The sequence below is a fragment of the Rhodococcus sp. WS1 genome, from assembly GCF_003797745.1.
Classification (GTDB): domain Bacteria; phylum Actinomycetota; class Actinomycetes; order Mycobacteriales; family Mycobacteriaceae; genus Rhodococcus_F; species Rhodococcus_F erythropolis.
Map to the genome: position 1 here is coordinate 2,025,957 of NZ_RKLZ01000002.1, position 26,212 is coordinate 2,052,168.

Consider the following 26,212-nt stretch of genomic DNA (forward strand, 5'->3'; position numbering starts at 1 on the left):
CCAGGTAGTGGGTGCCGACGTATGGTTTCGGCACTGCTAACGGCTCGATTTTGTCTTCACATTCATTGGAGTCTCACGTGTTTCGGTCTTTCCCGCTCATGTCGCTCAACTGTTGTCGTTGAACTGACATTCCCCACACCTGCCTGTGCCGAGCGCCGCACACGGCGCTCCGGACAGGTGTAGCCGAGAACTGAACCAATCATCTTCTACAGGAAGCAACTTCATGATTCGCCCTCGTTTCGCGCGCTCGGTAGCCGCGGCCGTCGCCTTTGTCACTCTGTCCAGCCTTGCCGTTGCCTGCTCGGGCTCCTCCGACGAAGTCGTCAAGACCGCCGACGGCAAGACCGTCCTGCGGTACGAGGGCAGCACCGGACAGGTCATCTACCCCGAACTGGCCGCTGACCTCGGTTACTTCAACGACGTGGAGCTCAACTGGATCGGCGATACGACCAGCGGCCCTCAGAGCATTCAGAACGCAGCGACTGGTCAAACCGAGTTCGGCGGAGCGTTCAACGGTGCGGTGGTGAAGTTGGCTTCTGCGGGTTCGCCGATCACCTCGGTCATCGGGTACTACGGCTCCGACAAGGAGAGCTTCAACGGGTACTACGTACTCGACGACAGTCCGATCAAGTCGGCGAAGGACTTGATCGGCAAGAAGGTCGGGATGAACACCCTCGGTGCGCACCACGAGTTCGTCGTCCGTGAATGGCTTGCGCGGCAGGGACTTACGCCTGACGAGATCAAGCAGGTTGAATTGATCGTCGTTCCGCCGGTCAACACGGAACAGGCGCTGCGGCAGGGACAGATCGATGTCGCCACCCTCGGCTCGGTCTTCCGTGACTCAGCGCTCGAACGCGGTGGTCTTCGCGAGCTGTTCACCGACGAATCGCTGTTCGGCTCGTTCACCTACGGCACGTTGGTGTTCCGTGACGACTACATCGCGCAGAACAAGGAGGCGGTCGCCGATTTCGTACAGGGAACAGCGCGGGCCATTCGCTGGACCCAGACGCACCCACGAGAAGAAGTGATCGCGAAGCTGACGTCGATCATCAACAGCCGCGGACGCAACGAGGACACCAAGCTCATCAGCTACTGGAAGAGCCCAGGAGTCGCCGGTCCCGGCGGAACGATCACCGATACCGAGATCAGCACGTGGATCGACTGGCTCACCCGTAACGGTGAACTCGAAGAAGGAAAGTTGAAGCCGTCGGACATCTACACCAACGAATTCAACCCGTACGCCAACGGAACGTATTCACCCGACAGCGGCGCTGACGGACAGGCACTGGAGGCAGCAAAATGAGCACAGAACCGAAACTACGGCTCGAGCACGTCACCAAACAGTTCGACATTCGTGGGACCGACGAAGTTTTCACCGCGGTCGAGGACATCAACATCGACGTGGCGCCGGGGGAGTTCCTGGTCCTCGTCGGGCCGAGTGGTTGCGGCAAGTCGACTCTGCTGGACCTCCTCGGAGGACTCAGTTCGCCCACTTCCGGTCGAATCCTTCTGGACGGCAAGCAGATCACGGGCCCAGGCTTGGATCGGGGAATCGTCTTCCAGCAATACGCACTACTTCCATGGCGAACTGCACGTCACAATATCGAGTTCGGACTCGAAGCGAAGGGCGTGAAGAAGAGCGAGCGACGCGAACTCGCCGAGCATTACCTCGAACTGGTCGGTCTGCAAGGTTTCGCGGATCGCTATCCGCACGAGTTGTCCGGTGGAATGAAGCAGCGAGTCGCGATCGCCCGCAGCTTGGCATTCGATCCCGAAGTGTTGCTGATGGACGAACCATTTGCTGCGCTGGACGCACAGACGCGAGAGTCGCTGCAGGACGAGCTTCTGCGCATCTGGAAGGCCACCGGCAAGACCATCCTGTTCATCACCCACGGAATCGACGAGGCCATCTACCTCGGGCAACGTGTTGCAGTACTGACTTCGCGGCCGGGGCGCGTCAAGACGATCGTCGACATCGACATCGACCGGTCCGGCGACGACGTGCGATCAGGTGAGGAGTTCCGAGTGTTCAGGCACCGGATCTGGACGCTGCTGCACGGTGAAGTCGAGCGCGCTCGGGCCGGCGAACTCGATCCTGCCAAGGAGGTTGCACATGTCTAGCGCATTGGCGACGCCGGAGGTGGTCGCCACCCCGAAACCGTTGGCCGACAAAACACCTGACATTGCGCAGCGGAGCCAGGCCGGCGGCAAGGCGGCGCGCTACATTGGTTCCACCGCCTGGCGGATTGCCAAGCCGTCGATTGCGATCGCGATCTTCCTCGGTATCTGGGAAGCGGCACCTCGGCTCGGGCTGGTGGACAAGGTCTTCCTCCCGCCCTTCACCGAAGTTGTGTCCGCATTCTTCACTCTCGCCGAGAACGGACAATTGCAAGAGCATGTTTCGGCCAGTCTGACGCGTGCGCTGACCGGATTCTTCGTGGCCATCGCGATCGCGATTCCGTTGGGAATCGCGATCGCCTGGTACCGCCCGGTCTCCGACTTCCTCAACCCGATTCTCGAATTGTTCCGCAACACAGCAGCCTTGGCTCTGCTTCCCGTCTTCGTGCTGATTCTCGGAATCGGTGAGGAATCGAAGATCGCCCTGGTGATCTACGCCTGCACCTTCCCGATTCTGCTCAACACGATCTCCGGTGTGCGGACAGTGGACCCCCTGCTGATCAAGTCCGCTGCCTCGCTGGGGTTCTCCTCGATTCGGCTGTTCCAGAAGGTGGTTCTGCCCGCCGCGGTTCCCACGATCTTCACGGGTATCCGCATGGCCGCCGCGTCGTCGATTCTCGTGCTGATCGCCGCCGAAATGGTCGGGGCCAAAGCCGGTCTCGGGTATCTGATCACCGCTTCCCAACTCAACTTCCAGATCCCGAACATGTATGCGGGCATCGTCGCGATCTCGTTGTTGGGTCTGACAATCAACGCGATTCTGGTCCTGATCGAACGTCGGCTCTCGCGCTGGCGCGTCACCACCTGACCGCACTTTCACGGAAAGATTCTGCGAACTCATGTCCGAACGACAATTTCATCTGAACGCCTTCCTGATGGGCGTCGGCCATCATGAGGCGGCGTGGCGCCACCCACGCACAAATGCGGCCAACCTTCTGGACGTCAAGCACTTCCAGGAACTGGGGAGAATCGCCGAGCGTGGAAGGTTGGACTCGGTGTTCTTCGCCGACGGTCTAGCAGTCGGCCCGCGGGTCAAATACAACACTCAGGCGATCTTCGAACCCGTCACCTTGCTGTCGGCGATCGCTGCGGCCACCGAGAAGGTGGGGTTGATTGCAACCGCGTCGACCAGTTACAGCGATCCGTACACTCTTGCAAGGAAGTTCGCTTCCCTCGATCACATCAGTGGCGGACGAGGCGGGTGGAACATCGTGACGTCGGCCGGCGCCGACGAGGCCGCGAACTTCGGCCTCGATGCGGTACCGACGCACAGCGGTCGTTACGAGCGCGCCGAGGAGTTTCTCGACGTGACGCTCGGACTCTGGGACAGCTGGGAAGAGGGGGCAGTTGTCCTGGACGAAGAGACCGGAATCTTCGCCGATCCTGATCGTGTCCATCGCATCGACCATGACGGTCAACGATTCACGGTGGCTGGCCCGCTCAATTCGCCGAGGTCTCCACAGGGACGTCCGCTGCTTGTACAGGCCGGTTCCTCCGAGAGCGGTAAGGATTTCGCGGCGAGGTATGCCGAAGCCGTGTTCACCGCTCAACGAACACTCGAGCAGGGGCAGGATTTCTACAACGATCTCAAAGCGCGGCTGATCAAGTACGGGCGTAGTCCCGACGAGATCAAGGTGCTGCCGGGCATCGTGCCCTTCATCGCGGATACGGAAGAAGAAGCGAAGGCTCTGGAGCAGTCATTCACGGACCTGATCTCTCCGGAGTATTCGCTGCGCCAGCTCTCGAACATGGTGGGTGTCGATCTCACCGAGCATTCTCTGGATGCCCCGCTGCCACCGTTGCCGGACATCGATCGCATCCAAGGGAACAAGAGTCGATACCAGCTCGTCAAAGATCTTGCAGAGAGCGAAAACCTCACCGTCCGTGAATTGATCGGCAAACTCGGCGGTGGCCGTGGGCATCGGACATTTGCCGGGACACCGGAGCAGGTCGCGGACGAGTTGACCGAATGGTTCGACAAGGGCGCCGCGGACGGCTTCAACATCATGCCGCCCTATCTGCCCGGAGGGCTCGAGGTGTTCGTCGACCGGGTCGTGCCGATTCTGCAGGCGCGTGGGCTCTTCCGAACCGAGTACACCGAATCGACCCTGCGGGGCCACTACGGCCTCGATCGTCCGGCGAACCGGTTCTCGCGGGCCGCTGACGCGGCAGAAGTGAGCGCGTGACGGAAACACTGCCCAAGGAACAGCCGGCGATTGCCGGACTCAAGCCACTGGTCACAACGGTTTTCGTGCCGGCGGCCATCTTCGGGATCGGTCAGGGTGCGGCTGCCCCCATCATGGCCGTCACCGCGCGCGACCTGGGCGCATCGGTCGCCGTCGCCGGCCTGATCGTTGCGCTCGGTGGCTTGGGTGCCGTACTCGGTGACCTCCCTGCCGGCCGGATAGTGTCGCGTTTCGGTGAGCGTAGATCGATCATCGGCGGAAGTTCTTTGGGTGCAACAGGAGTGGTGATCTGTCTGCTTGCGCAGACTCCGTGGATGCTCGGTATCGGCGCACTGTTGACCGGACTGGCGAATGCGGTGTGGGGCCTTGCGCGGCAGAGCTACCTCGCCGAGACCGTGCCACTCGGTCTTCGGGCCCGAGCAATGTCGTCGTTCGCCGCGATGTGGCGGTTGGGTTTCTTCCTGGGACCGCTCATCGGTGCCGGCGTGATTCTCCTGGTGGGAGCACGCGGAGGATTCCTCGTCCAGTTGGTGGGCGTCGTGCTCGCCGGGGCGCTGATGGCCCGCGTTCCCGACCCGCCACGAAAGGTGCAGGCGGGCAACAGCGATCACGGGCACGTCACCCTCCCGGAGATCCTTCGCCGTCATCGTGCCGCTCTGTCCACGCTCGGGACAGGCTCCCTTCTGATGGGCGCCGCCCGCGCTTCGCGTGAGGCCGTTCTTCCATTGTGGGCATTGCACCTCGGGTTGGATGCAGCCCAGGTGAGTGTGATCTTCGGTATCGGTGCGGCCGTGGACCTGCTGTGCTCGTATCCGGCCGGACACATCATGGACCGATACGGCCGCAGGTTGGTCGCGGTGCCTTCGCTGACGGTGATCGGTGTGTCGTACCTGATGTTGCCGTTTTCGACGGGCGCAGTGGGATTGACCGTGGTCGCTGTCGTGATGGGGATCGGCAACGGACTGGGCAACGGCGTGATCATGACTCTCGGTGCTGATATCGCCCCACCCGAAGAGCGCGCCGAGTTCCTCGCTGCATGGCGATTGACGCACGACACGGGCATGTTCGGTGGGCCGCTCGCGATCGGTCTTCTCGCCGCGGTGTTCCCGCTCGGGTGGGCATTTGCCGCACTGGGCGCGACTTCGTTCGCCGGCGCGGCGATGATGTTCCGCTTCATTCCGGTCTATTCTCCGCGGGTGTCACCCCGGTCGCGCGTCGGGAAACTGTAGGTAGGCTCGCTACATGCGATTCGGACTGTTCGTACCTCAAGGCTGGCGTCTGGACCTGGTCGGCATCGACCCCGCGAAGCAGTGGGAGGTGATGCGAGACTTCACGCTGCGCGCGGAGGCAGGGCCGTGGGAGTCGGTGTGGGTCTACGACCACTTTCACACCGTTCCCCAACCGACGGAAGAAGCGACTCACGAGGCGTGGACGTTGATGGCCGCACTCGGTGCGTCGACCTCGCGTATCCGACTGGGCCAGATGTGTACCGCCATGAGTTACCGAAACCCGGCGTACCTCGCCAAGGTCGCCGCGACCACCGACCTGATCACGGGTGGACGCGTCGAGATGGGCATCGGCGGCGGTTGGTACGAGCAGGAGTGGCGCGCGTACGGCTACGGTTTCCCCTCTGCCGGTGAGCGTCTGGGCCGCCTCGACGAAGGAATCCAGATCATGCAGCAGGCGTGGTCGACCGGCAGCTCGACGCTCGACGGCAAGTACTACCAGGTCGACGGAGCGCTGTGCCGTCCACTTCCGTTGCAAGAGGGCGGAATTCCCATCTGGGTTGCCGGTGGCGGCGAGAAGGTCACACTCAAGATCGCGGCCAAGTACGCGCAGTACACAAACTTCGACGGCACCCCGGCCGGCTTCGCGCACAAGTCCGAGATCCTGAAGAAGCACTGCGACACCGTCGGTACCGATTTCGACGCCATCGTCCGTTCGGCCAACTACAACGTGGCCATCGGCGCGACGGAATCCGAGGTGGCTCAGCGGTTGGAGACACTGAAGGACAGACTGACGCCGTTGGTCGGCGAAGCTGCCGCCGATGCGTCGCTCGACGCGTTCCGCGGAATGCCCGCCGTCGGTACACCCGAGCAGATCATCGAGAACCTGTCGGCGCTCAAGGCGCAGGGACTCGAGTACGGAATCTTCTACTTCCCCGAGGCCGCGTACGACACGTCGGGAATCGAGATGTTCGAGAAGGAAGTGCTGCCCGCGCTTGCGTAACCGTTAGGGCTAGCGCAGGGAGTCAGGAAGATCGGCCGGGTTGATCAGAACCCGGCGATCGGGGTGGGTGCGAACTTCTTCGGAGTCGGGGATCCGGCTCTGCAGGAAGTTCCACTCGCTCGCACTGACAGCTGCGATCGCGCGTGCCAGCACTGCCGAGTCCTTGGTTCCCCACTCGATCGGCATGGGGCTGACCATCTGCCACGTGTCAGCCTTGCTGCGGGTGGAACGATCCGAACGCAGTGCCACCGACGGAATGCGGTCGCCGACTCGCCACTTCGGATTGAGTCGAACATTGCGGCTGACGAGCGCGTACTTCGGTGCTCCGGCCGCCGGCTTCGCGATGTCGATCAGTGCCGTCAGGGTCGCCGCTCGAGGGTGAACCTCGGTGACGATCGCGGGAACCAGTGGGTTGTCCGCATACAGAGATTCGACGCTTCCCACCTTGCGAGGTGCCCACAAGGCGACCCACAGTGAACTGGCCGCACCGATGGCGAGGACCGCGCCGATGATGATGGACCACACCTCACCCATGCTGATCAGCCAGGCTCCGACCGCGGCGAGGACGATCGCGAAGATCACCGCAGAAATCTGCAGGCGGCGTACGTCGGCCAGTGTGTCGTTGACCGACTTGGCGTGGGCCTTGTCGACGGTGAACTGGAAGTCAGCCACGAAAAAATCCTTCGGGTGGTGCCGGACGATCTAGGACCGGCCCCCGATCTCCCGGGAGCCGTCCACCAGCGTAGCTAGTTTCGCGCGCGCTCCCACATCTGCAGGTAAGCCTCGGCGCCACGGCTCATGTCCTCGATGATCGTGTCACCGTCGGCGCCCGCAGCAATACGCATGTCCGCGATCCAGTCGGGAATCATCCCGTACTGGGCAACACCGTCGGTGTTCACGTCGAAAACCCTGGTGCCGGCGCGCTGCTGGTCCATGACGGTGCCGTCGAAGGCGGTGTACGGATATTGGAGCGGATTTTCGGCGGCGTCACCGCGCGGTGCGGCCTGCGGCCCGAAGCCGTTGGTGTCTGCGCCGTAGCCGAAACCGAAGTAGTAGTTCTCGCTTCGCATTGCCCGTGCGTCGCGCCACTGGTCGATGAACCCACGCTCCTCGGGCTTGTCGTCCGATGCGTCCAGTTGCCCGGCGTACAGGGCGACAAATCCGCCGAGCGCGTAGATCCGCTTGTAGAGGCTCGGGTCGCTCCAGCTGTGACTGGAAACAACACCGGAATAGTTCGCTGCTTCGAGAATGTCGAGGGCTGCTTCGGCGGTCTTGACGCTCATGTGATCGATGTCCACGATCATCCCTCGGTCCATCAAACCTCGGATCGTGTATGCGCCGAGGTCGGTCAGGCCGTGCGAATTGCATTGCGGACCAGAGGGGTACACCGGAAGCGTCACTCCGGGTGGGAGTACCGCGAGAAGATTCTGTGCGCCGTCGACCTTGGTGGGCAGCACATTGTCCTCGGCAACGCCGGTGCATGGTTCCGACTGCCAGAACTCCCCGGTGCCCAGGTAGTTGCCGATATTGACGGCCACTCCGGTGACGCCGCCGTCGAAACGGGCACCGCCGAGGGCGTTGTCGAACTTGTGCGTGACGATCATCTGCCGAACACCGAGGTCGTACAACTCGTCCAGGCCGCGGTCGATGTCGTCCTCGGTGCACTGCGGAATACCGTTGCGCACAGAGCAACCGAAGGGTTCGGACACCTCCACCCCGAGGGTGACGGCCAGCTTTCCGTCGGCGGCCACCTGCCTGGCCTGTTCAGGGGAGCTCACGATGCGGAACCAACCCCGGCCGGGACCGCCGTACTGGGCGTCGATGTAGTCCTGGAGTTCGCGTGTCTGCTGCGCCTGGATCCGGACGGTCTCCATCTCGTCACAGGGATTTCGTTTACTCGGATACAGCTCGCACAGGACACGGTTGGCGACAAAGAGGTTGGTGAAGATTCGCAGACCGCCACGCCAGGCCCGCTCGACCCACTTGTAGTACGTCTGCTCGTGTGTCAGTGAATCGTGCGCCGGCCAGTCGGCGAAACTCGGCCAGCCGGTGGTGTCGTGAGTTTCGAAGGGATTGCCGTACGACAGAACGTTTTCGAGGAGCGCCGGTATCCCGTCGGGTTGATGGTCCGGGCAGTCGACGAGCGCTGCGGTGACGCCCTGAGGATCGAAAGGTCGGCCGCAGTGCAGGTTTCCGCCCATGAACTCGGAAGCATTCATGTGCACGTGTGTGTCGATGAATCCGGTGACTTCACCGTTCGGTCCGATTTCTCCTGGAACGCCGTTTGCGCCCACCTCCGCTTCGGGGAAGTCGGAGCAGCCGTCGCGCGGGATCAGCGTGAACGCAGATTCGGGAACATCACCGGGATCGGACATCGTGAGCGTCAAGTCGCGCGAGATCAGTTGACGGCCGTTCGAGGTCGCGGTCAGAACGAACGATTCACCGGTGGACATCACTGTCCAGTCGGTGGAGGGAGTTGCTTCGGAAGTGGCGAGTACCGAGTCCGCGCCGTCGTGCGAGAGCATCGACCCGTCCGGGCCGTACAGCATGAAACGGCCCAACTGGGCCGCATGTAGTCGGAACGGTTCGGCGTCTGCGGCTTTCGTTACGTCGGTGAGGTACGCCGACCCGTCACGACGGACGAAATCACCAGACTCGGTGCGCAGCGCGAAGCAACCGTTCGCAAGTGCGTACACCGAGTTCTGCGCGGTAGGAGCAGGACTCGGTGCCGCGGCGCTGACGCCGGTCGTGGCGACGACGACGGCGGCAGTCAGCAGCGAGATGGTTCCGGCGAGCCGACCCCGTAGACGTGGAACTGAGCGCATGGTGCTGGTGACCCCCGGCCGATGGACACGACTGTGACAGGGGACACTCTACAGATAACTGGACGTATGTCCATTTGATTCTGCAACGTGTTGCAGAAATGCTCAGCCGATTGCAGGTCCGAGCAGGTCATCGGCGTCGGTGATCCGGTAGGCGTAGCCCTGTTCGGCGAGGAATCGCTGACGATGTGCCGCATATTCCGCATCGAGAGTGTCGCGGGAAACCACCGAATAGAAGTGGGCCTGACCGCCGTCGTGCTTGGGGCGCAACAGTCGCCCGAGTCGCTGAGCTTCTTCCTGCCTCGATCCGAAGGTTCCCGAAACCTGCACGGCGACAGACGCCTCCGGAAGGTCGATCGAGAAGTTCGCGACCTTACTCACCACCAGCGTCTGGATCTCACCGTTGCGGAACTGATCGAACAGGATCTCACGTTCCTTGTTCTTGGTGGATCCCTTGATCACCGGGGCGTTCAGGGCTTCGCCGAGTTCGTCGAGCTGATCGAGATACGCACCGATCACCAAGGTCGGTGAATCCGGGTGCTTCGCCAGAATCGACTTCACGACAGCAATTTTGGTGTGCGCCGTCGAGCACAGTTTGTAGCGCTCCTCCGGTTCGGCGACGGCATAGGACATGCGCTCGGCGTCCGTCATCGTCACTCGCACCTCGACGCAGTCAGCCGGCGCGATCCAGCCCTGCGCTTCGATGTCCTTCCACGGAGCGTCGTAGCGCTTGGGGCCGATGAGCGAGAAGACGTCGCCTTCGCGGCCGTCCTCACGAACCAGCGTTGCGGTCAGGCCGAGACGGCGGCGCGACTGCAGGTCTGCCGTCATCCGGAAGACGGGCGCGGGCAGCAAGTGGACCTCGTCGTAGATCACCAGTCCCCAGTCTCGGGAGTCGAAAAGTTCGAGGTGCTTGTACTCGCCCTTCGTACGACGCGTGATCACCTGGTAGGTCGCGATCGTGACCGGCCGAATCTCCTTGCGCTCGCCGGAGTATTCGCCGATTTCTTCCTCGGTCAACGACGTGCGGGCGATGAGCTCACGCTTCCACTGACGACCGGCGACGGTATTGGTGACGAGGATGAGTGTGGTGGCTTTGGCCTTTGCCATGGCTGCTGCGCCCACCATCGTCTTGCCGGCGCCACATGGCAGCACGACGACGCCCGAGCCGCCGGCCCAGAACGAATCCGCTGCCATCTGCTGGTAGTCGCGCAGTTCCCAGTGGCCCTCTTCGAAAGCGAGATCGATCGGGTGCGCTTCGCCGTCCACATAGCCGGCGAGGTCCTCGGCCGGCCAGCCCACCTTGAGCAACATCTGCTTGAGGCGGCCGCGTTCGCTCGGGTGGACAATCACGGTGTCGTCGTCGACCTTCTCACCGAGCATCGGTGAGATCTTCTTGTGTCGCATCACCTCGGTGAGGACTGCCCGGTCGAGGCTGACCAGGATGAGGCCGTGCACCGGGCTCTTGACCAGCTGCAAGCGCCCGTACCTGGCCATCGTGTCGACGATGTCGACCAGCAGCGGTTGCGGAACTGCGAATCGTGAGAACGAAACCAGAGCGTCGACAACCTGCTCGGCGTCGTGTCCGGCGGCGCGGGCATTCCACAAGGCCAGGGGAGTGATGCGATACGTGTGGACGTGCTCGGGGGCGCGTTCGAGTTCCGCGAAGGGGGCGATTGCCTGCCTGGCATCGCCGGCGCGCTCGTGGTCGACCTCCAACAGCAGCGTCTTGTCGGATTGGACGATCAACGGTCCGTCGGTCACGGAAGCCTCCTAGTGAAACAAACGCGGCAGCCACAGAGCGTTGCACCGCGTTGTCGGCTGACGCCAACCCTGCCATTGTCCTGGTATCGGAGCGCATACGCCAACAGACGACGCTCGCACAGCCAGAAGTAGAGGTGCCCGAGTTCGGGCACCCCTACGTCAACAGGGCAGGACCAACCGCTATTCCGGGCGACCTGCGGCGGGCAGGACGAGGATCTTCACGTGCTCGTCGGGTGCGCGAAGAGCCGCAAAAGCGTCCGAGACTCCGTCGAGCCCGATACGGCCGGTAATAATCGCTTCGGCGTCGATCTCGCCGGCGGCCAACCGAGCAAGGGTGATGTCGTACGCGTTCTCGTAGGGGCCATGACCGAAGTTGATCGAGATCCTTCGGAACTGCCCGATGACGGGAACGATGGTCTCGTCGCCGAACGGCGCAGCCAGGACCTGAATCCGCGAGTTGAACGGCAGGGTGCGCATCAGTTCGCCGATGACCCCCGCCCGGCCGCTGCATTCGTAGGCGATCAGGATGCCGTTCGCGGCCTGGCCCACGAGCGGGTTGCCTTCGGCGACCATCTGATTCCACAGTTCGATCGGATCCTGTGTGAAGGGGTCGACGACGATGTCCGCGCCCATCTTCTTGGCGAGCTCGCGGCGTTTGGGGGAGGGTTCGGACGCGATGACGATCTGTGCCCCTCTCGCTTTCGCAGCGACGATGGCACCCAGTCCGATCGTCCCGCAACCGACGACGAGCGCTGAATCGGCCGAGGTGAGGCCGGACTGCTGGAGATGCATCTCGCCGACGTGTAGAGGTTCGGCCAGTGTGGCGTGCTCGAGTGACAGATGGTCGGGAACCTTGCGGACCCAGAATGCGTCGACAACGATGTGATCGCCGAACGCACCGTGGTATTCGTTCGAGTAACCGATGATCGTCGGGATCCCGGTAGCCGTGTCGGTGGCCAAGCCGATGCCGGCCACCCGATCACCGATCATGAAATCGTCTACTGCAGAACCGGTCTCGGCGACGATGCCCGCGTATTCGTGACCCAGCACCACGGGTGCGTCTGGATCGAAGGTGGCGAGCGGGTAGCCACCGTTGTGTGCGACCTCGACGAATCGGCACGGGTCCTTCGACATGCTCAGGTCGCTGCCGCAGATTCCGCAGGCGACGACGTCGATGCGGATCTGATGGGGTGCCAACGGCGGCGCGTCGGCCATCTCGGCGACGGCGAATTCTCCCTGGTGGAATCGGACGGCCCTCATGCGCGCACAGCTCCCGTCTCGGCCGGTTGGCCGTAGTAGTCGGTATGGGCTTTGGTGATCGCTCCGACCAGCCCGCCGATCAGGTATTCGCGGTTGTCCTCGGCGAACTGCATGCTCGCCTGACGTCCGACATTCCGCTTCCGGAAGTGCGGGACCACCTCGGAGGCGAACAATTCGTAGCTGCGTTTGGTGTCCTCCCAGCTCGCCATGTCCACGTGAAGGATCAGGAACGTGCCGAACCCTCCTGTCTTCTCGATCAGACGCTCGATCTGAGCAATCGCATCTTCGGGCGTACCGATGATCGCCTGACCGAACTCGCCGAGCGTGTCGTTGCGCCACTGGTCGATGATTCCGGCAGGTGTATCTGCCCAGGCCGGGTTCTGGCCGGTCTGTCGATTCACGTAGGAGGCCATCGATCCGATCCGTCGGCTCACGGCGCGCTCGGCCTCGGCTCGGGTCTCGGCGATGAACATCGGATTGACCACACGCCACGTCGCCCGGTCGGCGTGGTGGCCGTGCTCGGCCGAGACCTTCTCGTACACATCCCAGTTGCGATCCAGTGCGTCGAATCCGCTGGGTGAACTCGCCGCGAGTGAGAGCAGGGAGAGCCCGTTCTTGCCGGCGAGCACCGAACCGTTGGGGGAAATCGTCGACGCTGTCACGGTCTCGATGCCGTCCGCACGGTATGTGGGCAGCTGTGCGCGTGCGTCACGCAACGTGAACCAGTCGGTTTCCATGTTGACGACCTCGCCGCGGAGCAACGCGAGAATGGCCTCGAGCGCTTCGCCCTGGCGACGACGCTGGTCCGACGGGTTGATACCCATCATGTGTGCATCGAGGGGGATCTTGCCCGGGCCGGTGCCGAAGATGAGCCGTCCGCGGGTCTGCAGATCGAGCTGAGTGATGCGGTCGGCCGTGATCAGCGGGTGGTGATAGGGCAGGGACGTCACGCCTGTGCCGAACTGGATGCGCTCGGTTCGCTCTGCGGCGGCCGCGATGAACATGTCCGGGGCCGGCACGATCTCGGCGCCGGTCGAATGATGCTCACCCATCCACGCTTCTTCGAATCCGAGGTGGTCCAGGTGTGTCATGAGGTCGATGTCGCGTCTGAGTTGCAGGGCGGGATCGGCGTCGAGCGGATGGTACGGGGCGAGGAAGGCTCCGAAGCGGATGGACGATGCGGACCACACGATGACATCTCCTGTCGACAGGGGAGTGATTTGGATCACTCGCTCTGATGCAGATGTCTAACATGGATCAACTGATCCAATAAGTTGAGCCTCCCGCACAGTGGGAGGTTTGTAATCACTTGTAGCTCAATGCTATCTGGCGCAGTCATGTCGTCTAAGGTTGTTTCAAGTCGATCAACTGAACCAGGCATTTTGAGAAGGAGCGTTGAAGAGGTCATGCGACTGGACGTCACAATCACCCCCACCTCCTCGACCGTCGAACTGAACGGGGTCGACGACTTCACCAGTCTCTCGGTCGTCGTAGGCGGCGACGATCAATCCGCGACTCTGAGTCGGGCATTGGAACCGTGGGGGGAACTCGAGGACGATCATGTCTGGCTCGACATTGCTCACCTGGAGCAAGCCGTCGCGGCCCAGGTCGGAAACGCGCAGTGGAAGCAGAAGTTCTCCGCGATGGTGGACTACGCGCGCGCCCACGGCTGGGTCGATCGCGACAACAGGGTGCGAGCACACCGTGAATCACTCTGACTCCGCGGTCAGCGCTTCGGAGAAGTTCGGCGAGCCCGTGCGAAGCTCGTTCGTATGACCGACTCCCGGCAGAACCGTCAAGGCGACGTGACACGTCTGCGTTTGCTCAAGACTGCTGAACGGCTTTTCGCGACAGAGGGATTGGATGCAGTTTCGCTGCGCGCGGTCAACGCGGCGGCCGGTCTCGGACCGTCGTCCGTCCACTACCATTTCGGCACCAAGGAGGATCTGGTCGCCGCGGTGCTGTTGGACATGGGAACGTCGGTGCGAGATCAGATCAGCGCGAACGTGAACGCCCTAGCCGCCGACAAGGAGCCGCCGACGGTCGAAGCGTTGGTGCGGGCCGTCACGGCGCCATACAAGACACTGCTTCTTCGCCATCGCACGCGGGGAATGCGATGGATCAGAATCGTCACGCAGATTTCGCAGCCGCAGATGTCACGACCGGGCCATCCAGCCCTCGAGGCGACCGAGATGCACCTTCGTGATCATCTTCTCGACCAGGTCCGTCGTACCTTTCCTGCTACCGATCCCGAAAGGCTCGAGACTCGCTGGGCGGTTGCCTTGATGGGCTTCCTCCAGGCGTTGAGCCGAGCGGACGATTGGAGCGGAAGCAGCAAGCCGCTCGCGCCGGAGCGACTTGCCGACTTCTACGAGGACCAGGTCGTCTTTCTGGTGGGTGGAGTGCGACAGTTATTGGGATTAGCGCCTAACTGATGCGCCTCCTATTTCTGCGCGACCACTGACTTCCGCATTTCCATTACATGAGTAATAGCTTCGGAAATTCCGGATCTATAACCGATATTCTTTTCGGAATCACCCGGAGTGGAATCAAGCTCCGATTCGAGTCTCGTCTGAATACGGTCCAGGGTGTGGATTGTTCTTTTCACGATGGTTGATTCTCTTTCTGCGGTAAATCCGAAAGAAGTATTCCGGATTGCCGAGCGTGTTCGTCGAGGACACACAGTGATGCCAGGGTCATGCCCGCTGCGTAGCCGCGCGAGCGTGCATCAGTTCCTCGACTACGTGACTTGAACAGGTTGAATGTTTCGTGCAGGTGCACGAGGGTGTCGGTGGAGGCAGGCATTGGTCAGCTTCGCAGTCAGCTCGTCTTCCTCTGGACTGTGCTGTCAGCTCCGCTTCCGCTTACGAATGAACTCGGAAGACTCCGTAGTTTTCGCCCGCTTTTCTGCGCGGCGTTCCTTGATCGACTGAGCGGGTTTCTTCATGTTCTTTCCCGGCGCCTTGTCAGCCATTGTCGCTCCTCATTTTTCGAAGTGGCAATCACAAACTGACCTCGACCATACTTCATTTACAGAAAAAAGCCAGTTGCTTCTTTTCTGCTACTTTTTTCCGGAGTCGACGGGGCTGACGGAAGTAATGCGGTGCAACGTGAAACGGCGTACGGCACCACTTGCCGGGTCGAAGGCGTCCAGCTGTCCGCCGCCCACGCTGACGGGGTCGACGATGCGATGAGTCGCTACCCCCTGAGCGTCGACATAGCCGATGTTGACACTCGAATTGTCCCGGGCCGCTGTGGCCAGTAACGCGATGGTGGCGGCATTGTTCTCCCTCGAACCGTCCGTCCGGACACCACCACGGCCCGGGGCGGAAGCGCGGTCGCCTGCTCGCATCGTGCGGACCAACGACGCCAATTGATCCGCCGACGGGCTTGCGGGCATTCGCGACGCCGGTCGGCTGCGACGGTTCGGTACACGCGCCCCGCGTGGGCGGAGATCGACCAACGTGCCCGAGGAGTCCTCACCTGCCGGCGCGAATCCGGCTGCGCGCAGCTCGGCCAGGACCTCGCGCAGTGGGGCCTGCGAAATCGCGACTGTGGGAGCCAAGGCGCGCAATGCCAGGGGCTCCGCCACCGCCGAAGCGAGGACCTCCGCCAGCAGTGATGCGTCCTCACATCGAATGAACGACGCCGCCACTCCGGCACGCAGTCGCCCGTGTCGACGGGCGACATCGTCGATCAGATACGAAAGTGATTGGGGAACAGGCGTCTTCGATTTCGAGGCGAACATCGCATGCAGTTCGGTGGCCGTCAGACCGGCGTCGAGCGCACGACGCACGCTGTCCTCGCTGATGCGGTACATGGACGCCGATCCTGCCGACTCGATGTCCGCGACCAGGCTCACCTGCTCGAGCAGGTCCGGTACGAGCGGGCCGGGCGCAACCAGAGTCAGATCTGCCTGGACCAGGATGTAGTCGATGGGCTCGGGTAGGGCGGACTGCATTTCGGCTTCGGCGTCCCCGCCGTGCAGCAAAGCTCGTCCAGGTGACGACAACGCGCCGCGGGCCACCAGCCCGAGGGCGGCGGCCTCGTCCAGAGTCCGCTCGATTGCGAACGTCCGTAGGCGCCCGCTCCATCGCGGGCGTCGCCACGCCAGTAGTCGACTTACCTCGACGGCCGATGCAGTCTGGCCACTGTCGAGTTCGGAGAGCAGCCCCAAAATGGCCTGGCGATCGCGCGGAGCCGCCGGGGCCCGGCCTTCCTCGGACAGCGCCGCGATGGGCTTGTCGGTGGAATCCCTCAGCCCGATCATCCACGGAACTCGCGGTACGTCGACCCAGGCGGACGCCAGCACCTCCCACCGACGCGCTGTGGACGCGTTGAGCCAGCCGTCGACGGCGAGTGTGGGCGTCCAGTATTCGTCCGCGTTGTCCGAGACCGGCGCCGGGTCGGGCGTTCCACTGGCGATGAGCCCGGCTGCCGAGAGCAATTCGACGAGCAGGCTCACTCGCGCTTCGTCGAGATCGGCCGTCTTGGCCACGCGTCGTAGTTCTCGAACACCGAGTCCACCGGCTCGCAGTGCTGGGGCCGGTGCTGCGCCCAGAACAGCGATCACGCTCTCGCATTGGCGTACCAACTCGAGTGCCTCGCCGGCCGCTGCGGCGTTCACGTCCGCGGGTTTGAGTTTGTCGCCCCCGATGACGGGTGCGGTCAGCGTCGTCGGATCGAAAACCGGCTCGCCGCGGATGACCTGACGAACCGTCGCCGGAAGCTCGACGGTCTGCTCGTCGAGCCACCGAAGCAGGCCGGCCGCCAGCAGTCGCTGAACCGGGCGCTCAGGCGGCGTTCCGGGGGCGGCGTCGCGGGTGCGACCGATCGGGCTGGAGTTGGCGAGAGTCTCGAGGAGATCCCGCTCGCGGGTGTCCAGAGCGTCGAGGGCTGCCGAGATCTCGGTCTCGGTCATCGCCTCGGCAGGTTCGAGGGCTCGCCCCACACGCCACGGAATCATCCCGATGACTGCCGGGACGACGCTGATGGGATCGACACCCCAGACGAGGGCGGACTCACGCATCTTCGACAGTGACTTGTCGACGGCCTTCTTGGTGACCTTGCCCTTGCCGGTCAGGGCGCGTTCGGCGATTGCACTGTTGAGCTCCGCCCGCGTCATCGGAGTTTCCTCGGCGCCAGCCAGTGCCAACAATTCGAGAAGACCGAAATCGAGGGTGTCGAGTTCGTCCGCCGCTCGGCTGACCGACGCGCGTTGCTGTGCACGACCGCTGAGAACCACCATCGTGCTCGGCGGCGGTACGGCCAGATCGGGGCGCAGACGCAGCAACTCCGTCAACTCGGCGTCACTGCGCGCCGAGAGCCAATCGGTCAGACTTTCGGCTGCGGAACTGCCCGCCGGGGTGCCACGTGTTTCGGTCATCAGGTATCAGATTAGAGACCTGGTCTGTACGGCGTAACGGCGTCCTGTCAAAATGACTTCGTGGCCAACAATTCGAAGCAACACTATGTAGATCCAGGATGGCCGGAAACTGCAGACGGAGATCACGCAGTGACCGAATTGTCATCGACCCGCGCAGGTGGACTTTCACCCTTCGGCGAGGACACCACCTTTCCGGTTCCGGTGGAGTCACTTCCTTACGTACACCCGCACACCGTCATCAACCGATAACAACTCGACACGAAAGAAGGCCCGCACCGATTCGGTGCGGGCCTTCTTGATGTTCGAGCGTCCGAGCGGACAGTCTTACCGGTGTTACTTGAGGAACGTCTTTGCAGTGTCGGCGACTGCGAGGATCTGCGGGTCGACCGGGATGCCGTTGGCCTTGGCGAACGCAATTGCCTGATCGATGGCGTCAGCGACCGGGTGTGCAACGGTCTGAGCGACCTGCTGTGCCGGAGCCGGAGCTGCCTGAGGAGCCGTGGTGGCCGGAGCGGAACGCTCGGTGGCGCCGCTGCTCAGTCCGAGGCTGGAGGAGCAGGACGGCCATGCGCCCCAACCCTGGTTTGCGAGAACACGCTCGGCAACAACGATCTGCTGCTCGCGAGTGGCCTGGTTTGCGGTGGCTGCGTACTGTCCGCCGCCGTGTGCGTTCCACGTGCTGGGGGAGAACTGCAGTCCGCCCTGGTAACCGTTACCGGTGTTGATGGCCCAGTTTCCGCCGGCCTCACACTGGGCGAGACGATCCCAGTCGGAGTCGGGGGCAGCGCTTGCGGTTCCGGTGGCTGCAATTCCTGCTACGCCCATGATGGCGCCGGTGACGGCGACCTTGGCGACAGTGCGACCGGTGGTGGTGGGCTTGCGATGGCGTCCGCTCATGATGGTCGAAATCCTCTCCACACGCGCCTGCGAGGTCAGCTGTCGGGTTCGGGCTGAGAGGTCGCCCGGCCTCGCCTTTCCTGGCTGGAAAGGGTCTGGCTTCACCCCAAGATTCGGTCTTGCGATCGAACCGGTGTCCACTGGAAAACTTTTCTGTTCTCACAGAGGACTTTGGGTCCCCCGTCCTCGTCCCTGGAATGCTCTGTCGGAAGTCCGGTACCCGCGGGACAAGGCTTGGCGCGGCGGGCCGGAGGTGGCCGAGTTTCCCGGCCGAAAACGACGGTAACGGCTCGAGTCTCTCGTGTCACCATTTGATAACGCGGCGTGGCGAAGGACGTACAACGCGTCACACAAAGCGCAGGAGACTCTTCCCAGGTAGGTGGGGGTGCCTGAGTGAATGTCCGGTTGTGTCCGTTCCGTTATCCATCCGTAATGTGAGCAAGGTCACACGTTATGTGGAAATGGAATTCCGGCCGAGTGAGAGGTGTGCCGATTCAGGTCGGAGATGTGTCCTGTGTCTCAACATCGAGATTAAAACTTAGGTTAGGTTTGCCTGACTTGCCCCGAATGGGCAGGGTTCGCAGAGTCTTCCAAAGAAGTAGGGCACCCCTCATGAAACTGCAATACCGTCGGCGTGCGGTCACCGCGTCACTCGCCGTCGCCGCTGCTGTCGGCCTGGCCGTCACTGCTCCCGCTGCACACGCCTCACCCGAGGATCCGACACACGGTGTTGTCGGAAGCTATTTCGCAACCCAGCCCGGCGACATCGTCGTCGACTCGGCAACCCACCGCGGATACATCACGCAGTACGGCGGACCGACCAGCTCGTTGTCCGTCGTCGACACGAACACCGGCAAGTCCGTCGGCACCATCGACGGTGTCGTCGGTTACCCGTCGGCACTTGCCGTGGACTCGGACCTCGGACGCGCATACGTGTCCTCCTCCTACGGCGGCGCGATCTCGATTGTCGACACGAAGACCGGCAAGGTCGAAAAGACGGTCACGCTGAGCGAGAAGAACCCCGACGGCTCGCGGCCGCAGATCAACGATGTCGTCGTCGACCCCACAACACACCGCGCGTACTTCTCGGACTACAAGTCCGGCAACATCCGAGTCGTCGACCCCAACGCCGCCGACGCCGTGTCGAGCATTCTGGTCGACAAGTCGGCAACGCCGACCAAGCTCGCCTTCGACAGTGTCCGCGGCTTCCTCTACATCGCGGACACCAACTTCTTCGACGAGAATTACGGCCGCACGCTGTGGCAGGCGGACGTACGCAAGGGCGGAGCACTCAAGTCGATCGTGCGTGCCGACAACCTCTACCCGGTCGACGTCGATGTCGACACGAACACCGGCAACATCTACATGACCGACACCCGGGCAACCAACCTGTGGGCGATCACCCCGGCCGGCGCGGTTCTGTCGAAGACCACGCTGTCTCCGACCGCGATTCCCAACGGCGTGGTCGTCGACGCTTCTGCAGGCATTGCATATGTCGCGGACGTCATGAACGGACACCTGTGGTCGGTCGATCTGACGACCCGCGCCACCACCGCTCTGACCGATACCAAGGTTCCGGCACTGGAGAAGGTCAAAAACCTCGCGCTCGACACCTCGACCGGCGCCATCGCGTCGACGACCAACGGGGGCAAGGTGACCGTCGTTGCTGCGTACCCGCTACCCGCGACCATCGAACTGCCTGCCGCTCAGGTCGGTAAGGCGTATTCGCAGAAGCTCACTGCCGCTGATACCCGGGCAGCCTTTGCACTCACCAACGGTGCTCTGCCCGGCGGACTGTCCCTCGCACAGGACGGCACCATCTCGGGAACCCCCACGGCCGTCGGCAGCGTCACCGTCGAGATAACTGCGAAGAGCGTGCTTTCGCGCGCTTCGAGTGTGACCATCGTGGTCTCCGAGGGTCCGGTCGGCCCCGTTGATCCGGGCAACCCGGGAACGGGTACCGGTTCGCTCGGTAACCTCCCCGGACTCGGTAGCCTCGGCCGCTGATCCGACCTGATACGAGAGAACCCGACCACAGCACCTGCCGTGGTCGGGTTCTTCTGTCTCCGGGCCCGCTTACGCGTAATTCACTCGGTCCACGGCTATGTGTAATTGACGCGGTCCACGGCTATGCGTAATTGACGCGGTCCACGTCGACGATCTCCTTGCCGAGCGGCATCAGCGAGATCGGAATCATCTTCAGGTTCGCGACCGCGAGCGGAATTCCGATGATCGTGATCGCCATCGCGACGGCGGTGACGATGTGTCCGATCGCCAACCAGATACCGGCGATGATCACCCAGATGACATTGCCGATCATCGAACCGACACCAGCGGTCGGCTTGTCGACGACGGTCTTACCGAACGGCCACAGTGCGTAGATGCCGATGCGGAATGCCGCGATTCCGAAGGGAATCGTGATGATGAGGATGCAGCAGATGATGCCTGCGGCGAAGTAACCCAACGCCAGCCAGAAGCCGCCGAACACCAGCCAGATCACGTTCAGGAGGATTCTCATGGTCAGTGACCTTTCGGTTGAAGGCGGGGGTGATCAGCGCACGCGTCGACCGGATCTGAGCGTGTAGACGATGGCCAGAAGGAAGCCGATCGGGCACGCGAGTGCCACCAGGTACAACGCCAGGCCGGGCGGGGTGTCGCTGAAGATGTGGACTGCGAAGATGGCCACGATCGCCAGGAATCCGACGATGAACAGTGCCATCGCCGTACGGAACAGACCGTTTCCGGTGCCGGAAGTGCGCGGGTTCGGTTGAGGGTCCACACCTACGAGGATAGTGCCTGTAAACCTGGGTGCCGACCCGGGTTCGTCACAGGTAGACTGTTAATAGACTGCGCGCCCCGCTGAAGCAAGTGTGGGGCGCGTTCTTTTGCATTCTTCCACCGGAAGCGATGCGAGCAAGGCCATGAGGCTCTTCCGAGAGCCTCCCGAGCACATTGGGGCAGATGCCCCAGTCGAGTGATGAGCAGGTGAACGCGGTGCCGACCGGCAAGGTGAAGTGGTACGACGTCGAAAAGGGTTTCGGCTTTCTGTCGCAGGAAGAGGGCGAGGACGTCTACGTCCGTGCTTCCGCTCTCCCCGAGGGCGTCGAAGGCTTGAAGGCCGGCCAGCGCGTCGAGTTCGGCATGGCTGCGGGCCGCCGCGGTCCGCAGGCGCTGAGCCTGAAGGTGCTGGAGCCGGCGCCGTCGTTGCGGGGCGCTACGGCGACGCGTCGTGAGCCGGTCGAGCGTAAGCACACCCCTGACCAGCTGCACGGCATGGTCGAGGACATGATCACGTTGCTCGAGGCGAAGGTCCAGCCGGATCTGCGCAACGGCAAGTACCCGGACCGCAAGACCGCTCAGCGGATCTCCGAGGTCGTCCGAGCCGTCGCTCGCGAGCTCGATACCTGATCGCTCGATTCGAGCTGCCGTACACGGCTTCGAAACAAAATGCCCTGCACACCAATCGGTGTGCAGGGCATTTTCGATGTTCCGGGGATCAGGCGGTCTTGATCGACCAGATCAGTAGTCCCTGTTCGCTTCCCTCACCGACGGCGAGGTGGATTTCGACGCCGACGAGTTGCTTGACGGGATCGCTCGAAGATTCGACCGTCACTGCCAGGGCCTCGCCGGGCTCGAAGACTCGGGGTTCGCCGGTCTGGTTGCCGTCGGCATCCTCGTAGACCGCCAGCAGGGCCCACTGCGCATCGGAGACGTCCGTCGACAACGACAGCTGCAGCGGGTAGCCCGCGGGAACGTCGAGTGCGTAGATGTCGCCCACCTGGGCGCACTGGGACAGATCGATGGTGCAGAACCCGGCAGGGTTCGTCTCGATCGTCTTGCCGTGTGCGTATGCAGTGATGACCGGCAGCTTTTCGGGGTCGTCGTTGATGTTCTTGATGATCACGAAAAGAACGGAGACGTAAGCAACTAGTGCCACCACCATCAGGACACTGATCGCTGCCACGATCTTCTTTGTTCTCGAGCGCATCATCACTGCGGAGTACTTCCTTGTCCTCGGTTGGATTTACCGGTGTAAATCACTTCGGTCACTTCTTGTTCGGCCAGATCGGGTCGCTTCCCGCCGAGGCCGGGCAGGAGGCTGTTTCCTCGGTAGCTCAGGAAGGTCTGCAGAAGCCCGATCGTCAGGAACACCGATACAACAGTGAACCCGATCCAGTATTCGGTCGGAAGCAGAACCCCCAATGCGCCGCCGAGTACCCAGCTCAACTGCAGAACCGTCTCGGATCTGCCGAATCCGGACGCGATCGATTCCTCGGGCAGGTCGTGCTGGAGTGACGCGTCGAGTGAGACCTTGGCGAGTGCGCTGGCGGCGGAGGCTACGAGTGTGGCCAGCGCAGCGGTCATCAGGTTGTCCGTCAGCGCTGCGATCACCGCGATGATCCAGACCGACGCAGTGCACCGGAGCACGATCAGTGCGGGCCGGCCGAGCTTGAGGCGCGCACCCGTGGCATTTCCGGCGAAGTTTCCCAGACCGGCCGCTGCGCCGACCAGGCCGAGCATCATGGCTTGCTGGAGCGGCTCGTGATCGGTGCGTGATTTGGCGACGAACGCGATGTAGAGCGTCAGGAAGCCGGTGAGCACGCGAATGGTGCCGTTGCCCCAGAGTCCGATGATCACGGCGCGTCCGAGAGGCTGTCGGACCTTGGCCGGTTTCGCGTTCGGCTGTGGTGGGGCGCTGCCGGCGTGGTGCGCCTCGTCCGGGTGGTAGGTGATGGTCGCGGGAACCTCACCCTCGGTGACTTCGACCCACGACGGGATTCGCATGCTCAGATATGCGCCGAAGACGGTGACGGCGACGGCGAACCACAAGGCTCCGGTGGAACCGAAAGCGAGCGCGAGCGCACCCGCGACGGCGCCGGCGCCGATCGTTCCGCCGATCAACCCGAAGACCGTCAGACGCGAATTGACGCGCACCAGGTCTATTTCCGGTGGTAGGACGCGTGGTGTCACCGCACTCTTGAGTACCGAGAACGATTTACTGAGCACCATCATGCCGAGCGCGGCCGGATAGAGGATCCAACTGTCGAAGTTGAAGACCAGGATCACTGCGAGGAGCGTCCGGATTCCGAACGACGACGCGAGTGCGATGCGGCGGCCGCGCTGCAACCGGTCGAGCATCGGACCGATGAGCGGTGCGATGACCGCGAACGGTGCGATCGTGATCAGGAGATAGAGCGCGACCTTGGTCTTGTCCTCACCCGTCGCCGCCGAGAAGAACAGCGTGTTGGCCAGAGCGACGGAGATCGCGGCGTCGGTGGCGTTGTTCGTCATCACCGCGTAGGTGAGAGCGGTCAGACCGGACTTGTCCGCGCCGTCGGCCTTCGCTGCGCGCTGGAAGGTCGCGATGCCCTTGTTCGTCAGTTCGCGGCTGCGCATCGCTGCGACGCGGGTGACGGTGAGCTTGCGAGGCATCGGGGGAGCCTTGGGGGCGTCCGCACCCGGTGCCTTCGAACCGGACGCGGAATCCGAGTCTCCCCGTGATTCGGGGATCGGGTGCAGCGGCGGCAACGGCGTGCGACGCGCAGCGGGGCGAGCCGAAGGCGGGTAGTTGTCCGGGCGGGCCGCGGGTGGGTAATTGTCGTAACCGGGGTGCACCTGTTGCCCCTCCGGCTCGTCGTGGATTCGCCGAGTTTCGGGGTCGTAGGGTTCGCGCGGTCCGGTCACCACTCAATTCTGTCCTAGTGTCGGCGCGGCTACCACGCACACCCCTGCGAGTCCTGTGTCATGTCGGACTCAGTTAACAAAACGGACTTCGAACATCTGCGGCCAATACTTGCCGGTGAGCAGGAATCGATCGGTACCGGGAATCTGCGCGATGCCGTTGAGAACGTCGACGGTGCTGGTCGATCCATCCGTGACGAGTTCTTCGCGTAGAGCCGATGCGTCGTACACGTTCGTGACGGCGCCGTCCGACGGGTCGATTCGGACGACGGTGTCGGTGGTCCAGACATTGGCGTAGACGGAGCCGTCTTCGGCGCATTCCAATTCGTTCAGCTTGCCGACGGACTCCGAAGATCTGGTGACGTCGACTGTCGAGATCGGCGCAAAGGTTTCGGGATCGCGAAAGGTCAACGTGGCCGAACCGTCGCTGGAGACCAGCCGATCCCCGAGCGAACAGATTCCCCATCCCTCGGTGTCGAGTGGGAACCGCCCACGTTCGGTCAAGGTGTCCTTGTCACGGGCGATGGCGACGCCGTCTTTCCAGGTGAGTTGCCACAGTGTGTCTCCGGCGACCGTGATGCCCTCACCGAACAACGGCGGGTCGAGATCGGCACGCGCAACTTCCGGTCCCGAAGCGGGGGACTGCTCGTCGGAGATCTCGCTCGAGCGCACCCAGGACTGCCCGACGCGTCCGGTGCTTTCGTACAACCGGTTTCCGTCGATCTCGAGGCCCTGCGTGAACGCGTCGGGATCGTGCGCGGACACTCGAACGATCTCGACGGAGCCGGTTTCGGACGTGAGGCTGTCGGGAGCACCGGGGGAATCGGAGCACCCCGCCAGGGCTGACGCGATCACGGCGACCACTGCAAAAGTGCGCACGGAATTGGCGTGTGACCTACTCATCTGCCCAGCATGGCAGCCCAGTGCGTTGCGGACTTGCGGTGGTGCGGCAAACTGGAGGAGTGAGTGTTGCTACTTCTCCAGAGCGTGCAGTGCCGCGCCCAGTACTGGCCGATGCGGTCGAGCTTGCCCGAACGGCAGTCGTCGACCTGCATGAAGGCGGTGTGGGGGCATACCTCGGCGTGACGTCGGAGGACGAATTTGCCGCCACCCATCGATTTGCAGCAGACATTCCCGGATACCGCGGTTGGCAGTGGGCGGTTGTCGTCGCTGCCGGACCGGAGGACACCCGCGCAACTGTCAGTGAGTTGGCGCTGCTGCCGGGTCCCGACGCGTTGGTTGCGCCGGAATGGCTGCCATGGGATCAGCGGATTCGTCCCGGCGATCTCTCCGTCGGTGACCTACTCGCCCCGCCGGCCGAGGATCCTCGGCTCGTTCCCGGCTACGTCGCCACCGGTGACCCGGAAGTCGACGAGGTAGCTCTCGAAATCGGGCTAGGCCGCAAACAGGTCATGAGCCTCGAGGGCCGACTCGATGCCGCGCAGCGTTGGTTCGACGGTGACTTCGGCCCGGAGTCGGAGATGGCCAAGGCTGCCCCGTCGACGTGTGGGCTGTGTGGATTCTTCCTTCCACTGGCAGGTTCGCTGCACGCAGCGTTCGGCGTGTGCGGCAACGAACTCTCCGCAGATGGCCGGGTGGTCAGCGTGTCCTACGGCTGTGGCGCGCATTCGGACACCAGCTTGCCGCTCGGTGCGGGCTCGCCGCAGTTCGACGCATTCGACGACGGAGCAGTCGAGCTGATTGCGGTGCCCGCTCGCCCGTCGAGCGTTGTTGCAGTTGAGGATTCGGTATCCACCGAGTAGAAGATCCGTTCGGCACGGACGCACTCCGCGAGGCGACGCTGCGCG

25 protein-coding genes and 1 riboswitch are annotated in these 26,212 nt (G+C 63.0%); of the genes, 12 read left to right on the forward strand and 13 right to left on the reverse strand.

Annotation, left to right across the window (positions count from 1 at the left end):
* Nucleotides 1-223: 223 nt before the first annotated feature.
* The 6 genes from EEB12_RS22220 to EEB12_RS22245 are packed head-to-tail and all read left to right on the forward strand — an operon-like array spanning nt 224 to nt 6,593.
* Nucleotides 224-1,303: an ABC transporter substrate-binding protein gene (locus tag EEB12_RS22220; protein WP_019744955.1), complete on the forward strand. Its 1,080-nt coding sequence runs from the start codon at nt 224-226 to the stop codon at nt 1,301-1,303.
* The gene (locus tag EEB12_RS22225) at nt 1,300-2,121 is read left to right on the forward strand and encodes an ABC transporter ATP-binding protein (protein WP_003940477.1); all 822 of its coding nucleotides are present in this window, start codon (nt 1,300-1,302) and stop codon (nt 2,119-2,121) included. The genes EEB12_RS22220 and EEB12_RS22225 overlap by 4 nt, the downstream gene beginning before the upstream one ends.
* The gene (locus EEB12_RS22230; RefSeq protein ID WP_030535349.1) at nt 2,114-2,986 is read left to right on the forward strand and encodes an ABC transporter permease; all 873 of its coding nucleotides are present in this window, start codon (nt 2,114-2,116) and stop codon (nt 2,984-2,986) included. Before EEB12_RS22225 ends, EEB12_RS22230 begins: the two co-directional genes overlap by 8 nt.
* Before the next feature lie 31 nt (nt 2,987-3,017).
* On the forward strand, nt 3,018-4,364 hold the full coding sequence (locus EEB12_RS22235) for an LLM class flavin-dependent oxidoreductase (RefSeq protein WP_047889904.1): 1,347 nt from the start codon (nt 3,018-3,020) through the stop codon (nt 4,362-4,364).
* Complete coding sequence (locus tag EEB12_RS22240) at nt 4,361-5,593, forward strand: MFS transporter (protein WP_021332205.1); 1,233 nt, start codon at nt 4,361-4,363, stop codon at nt 5,591-5,593. The genes EEB12_RS22235 and EEB12_RS22240 overlap by 4 nt, the downstream gene beginning before the upstream one ends.
* Nucleotides 5,594-5,606: 13 nt before the next feature.
* Nucleotides 5,607-6,593, forward strand: coding sequence for an LLM class F420-dependent oxidoreductase (locus tag EEB12_RS22245; RefSeq protein ID WP_021345292.1), 987 nt, complete (start codon nt 5,607-5,609; stop codon nt 6,591-6,593).
* A 9-nt stretch (nt 6,594-6,602) separates the two neighbouring features.
* Here the strand turns inward: EEB12_RS22245 and EEB12_RS22250 are convergent, their stop codons facing one another.
* From EEB12_RS22250 to EEB12_RS22270, 5 genes are all read right to left on the reverse strand, one after another.
* Nucleotides 6,603-7,265, reverse strand: coding sequence for a DUF3239 domain-containing protein (locus tag EEB12_RS22250; protein WP_020970500.1), 663 nt, complete (start codon nt 7,263-7,265; stop codon nt 6,603-6,605).
* Between the two features lie 74 nt (nt 7,266-7,339).
* Nucleotides 7,340-9,418: a peptidase gene (locus tag EEB12_RS22255; RefSeq protein WP_141488518.1), complete on the reverse strand. Its 2,079-nt coding sequence runs from the start codon at nt 9,416-9,418 to the stop codon at nt 7,340-7,342.
* Between the two features lie 102 nt (nt 9,419-9,520).
* The gene (locus EEB12_RS22260) at nt 9,521-11,179 is read right to left on the reverse strand and encodes a DNA repair helicase XPB (RefSeq protein ID WP_019744947.1); all 1,659 of its coding nucleotides are present in this window, start codon (nt 11,177-11,179) and stop codon (nt 9,521-9,523) included.
* Nucleotides 11,180-11,359: 180 nt separating this feature from the next.
* Entirely contained in the window at nt 11,360-12,439 is a 1,080-nt protein-coding gene (locus EEB12_RS22265; protein ID WP_141488519.1) for an alcohol dehydrogenase catalytic domain-containing protein, read from the reverse strand.
* Entirely contained in the window at nt 12,436-13,629 is a 1,194-nt protein-coding gene (locus EEB12_RS22270) for an LLM class flavin-dependent oxidoreductase (protein ID WP_020908805.1), read from the reverse strand. The genes EEB12_RS22265 and EEB12_RS22270 overlap by 4 nt, the downstream gene beginning before the upstream one ends.
* Before the next feature lie 216 nt (nt 13,630-13,845).
* Between EEB12_RS22270 and EEB12_RS22275 the strand changes: the two genes are divergently transcribed.
* Nucleotides 13,846-14,157, forward strand: coding sequence for a hypothetical protein (locus EEB12_RS22275; protein WP_060938151.1), 312 nt, complete (start codon nt 13,846-13,848; stop codon nt 14,155-14,157).
* Between the two features lie 54 nt (nt 14,158-14,211).
* Nucleotides 14,212-14,874, forward strand: a complete 663-nt coding sequence (locus EEB12_RS22280) for a TetR/AcrR family transcriptional regulator (RefSeq protein ID WP_141488520.1) — start codon at nt 14,212-14,214, stop codon at nt 14,872-14,874.
* 413 nt (nt 14,875-15,287) lie between these two features.
* Here the strand turns inward: EEB12_RS22280 and EEB12_RS30920 are convergent, their stop codons facing one another.
* Nucleotides 15,288-15,413, reverse strand: a complete 126-nt coding sequence (locus EEB12_RS30920) for a hypothetical protein (protein ID WP_019744941.1) — start codon at nt 15,411-15,413, stop codon at nt 15,288-15,290.
* A gap of 87 nt (nt 15,414-15,500) precedes the next feature.
* The gene (locus EEB12_RS22290) at nt 15,501-17,825 is read right to left on the reverse strand and encodes a helicase-associated domain-containing protein (RefSeq protein ID WP_020908802.1); all 2,325 of its coding nucleotides are present in this window, start codon (nt 17,823-17,825) and stop codon (nt 15,501-15,503) included.
* Nucleotides 17,826-17,885: 60 nt separating this feature from the next.
* Between EEB12_RS22290 and EEB12_RS22295 the strand changes: the two genes are divergently transcribed.
* Nucleotides 17,886-18,074, forward strand: a complete 189-nt coding sequence (locus EEB12_RS22295) for a hypothetical protein (protein ID WP_019744939.1) — start codon at nt 17,886-17,888, stop codon at nt 18,072-18,074.
* 84 nt (nt 18,075-18,158) lie between these two features.
* Here the strand turns inward: EEB12_RS22295 and EEB12_RS22300 are convergent, their stop codons facing one another.
* Entirely contained in the window at nt 18,159-18,722 is a 564-nt protein-coding gene (locus EEB12_RS22300; RefSeq protein WP_019744938.1) for a transglycosylase family protein, read from the reverse strand.
* Between the two features lie 8 nt (nt 18,723-18,730).
* A riboswitch (cyclic di-AMP (ydaO/yuaA leader) is annotated at nt 18,731-18,951 on the reverse strand.
* Between the two features lie 383 nt (nt 18,952-19,334).
* Between EEB12_RS22300 and EEB12_RS22305 the strand changes: the two genes are divergently transcribed.
* On the forward strand, nt 19,335-20,729 hold the full coding sequence (locus EEB12_RS22305; RefSeq protein ID WP_141488521.1) for a YncE family protein: 1,395 nt from the start codon (nt 19,335-19,337) through the stop codon (nt 20,727-20,729).
* A 121-nt stretch (nt 20,730-20,850) separates the two neighbouring features.
* On the opposite strand, the gene EEB12_RS22310 is transcribed toward EEB12_RS22305, so the two are convergent.
* Both EEB12_RS22310 and EEB12_RS22315 read right to left on the reverse strand, forming a co-directional pair.
* Entirely contained in the window at nt 20,851-21,240 is a 390-nt protein-coding gene (locus EEB12_RS22310) for a YccF domain-containing protein (protein ID WP_003939919.1), read from the reverse strand.
* Between the two features lie 33 nt (nt 21,241-21,273).
* Complete coding sequence (locus EEB12_RS22315; RefSeq protein ID WP_003940194.1) at nt 21,274-21,501, reverse strand: hypothetical protein; 228 nt, start codon at nt 21,499-21,501, stop codon at nt 21,274-21,276.
* A gap of 215 nt (nt 21,502-21,716) precedes the next feature.
* Between EEB12_RS22315 and EEB12_RS22320 the strand changes: the two genes are divergently transcribed.
* A complete protein-coding gene (locus tag EEB12_RS22320; RefSeq protein ID WP_007733502.1) occupies nt 21,717-22,130 on the forward strand; it encodes a cold-shock protein in 414 nt (137 codons plus the stop codon).
* Nucleotides 22,131-22,218: 88 nt separating this feature from the next.
* On the opposite strand, the gene EEB12_RS22325 is transcribed toward EEB12_RS22320, so the two are convergent.
* From EEB12_RS22325 to EEB12_RS22335, 3 genes are all read right to left on the reverse strand, one after another.
* On the reverse strand, nt 22,219-22,686 hold the full coding sequence (locus EEB12_RS22325; protein ID WP_225989529.1) for a DUF2771 domain-containing protein: 468 nt from the start codon (nt 22,684-22,686) through the stop codon (nt 22,219-22,221).
* A gap of 26 nt (nt 22,687-22,712) precedes the next feature.
* Complete coding sequence (locus tag EEB12_RS22330) at nt 22,713-24,407, reverse strand: MFS transporter (RefSeq protein ID WP_175470259.1); 1,695 nt, start codon at nt 24,405-24,407, stop codon at nt 22,713-22,715.
* A 69-nt stretch (nt 24,408-24,476) separates the two neighbouring features.
* Complete coding sequence (locus EEB12_RS22335; protein WP_021332212.1) at nt 24,477-25,307, reverse strand: glutaminyl-peptide cyclotransferase; 831 nt, start codon at nt 25,305-25,307, stop codon at nt 24,477-24,479.
* A 38-nt stretch (nt 25,308-25,345) separates the two neighbouring features.
* Here EEB12_RS22335 and EEB12_RS22340 point away from each other — a divergent pair, with 38 nt between their 5' ends.
* A complete protein-coding gene (locus EEB12_RS22340) occupies nt 25,346-26,167 on the forward strand; it encodes a DUF3027 domain-containing protein (protein ID WP_019744932.1) in 822 nt (273 codons plus the stop codon).
* Nucleotides 26,168-26,212: the final 45 nt, after the last annotated feature.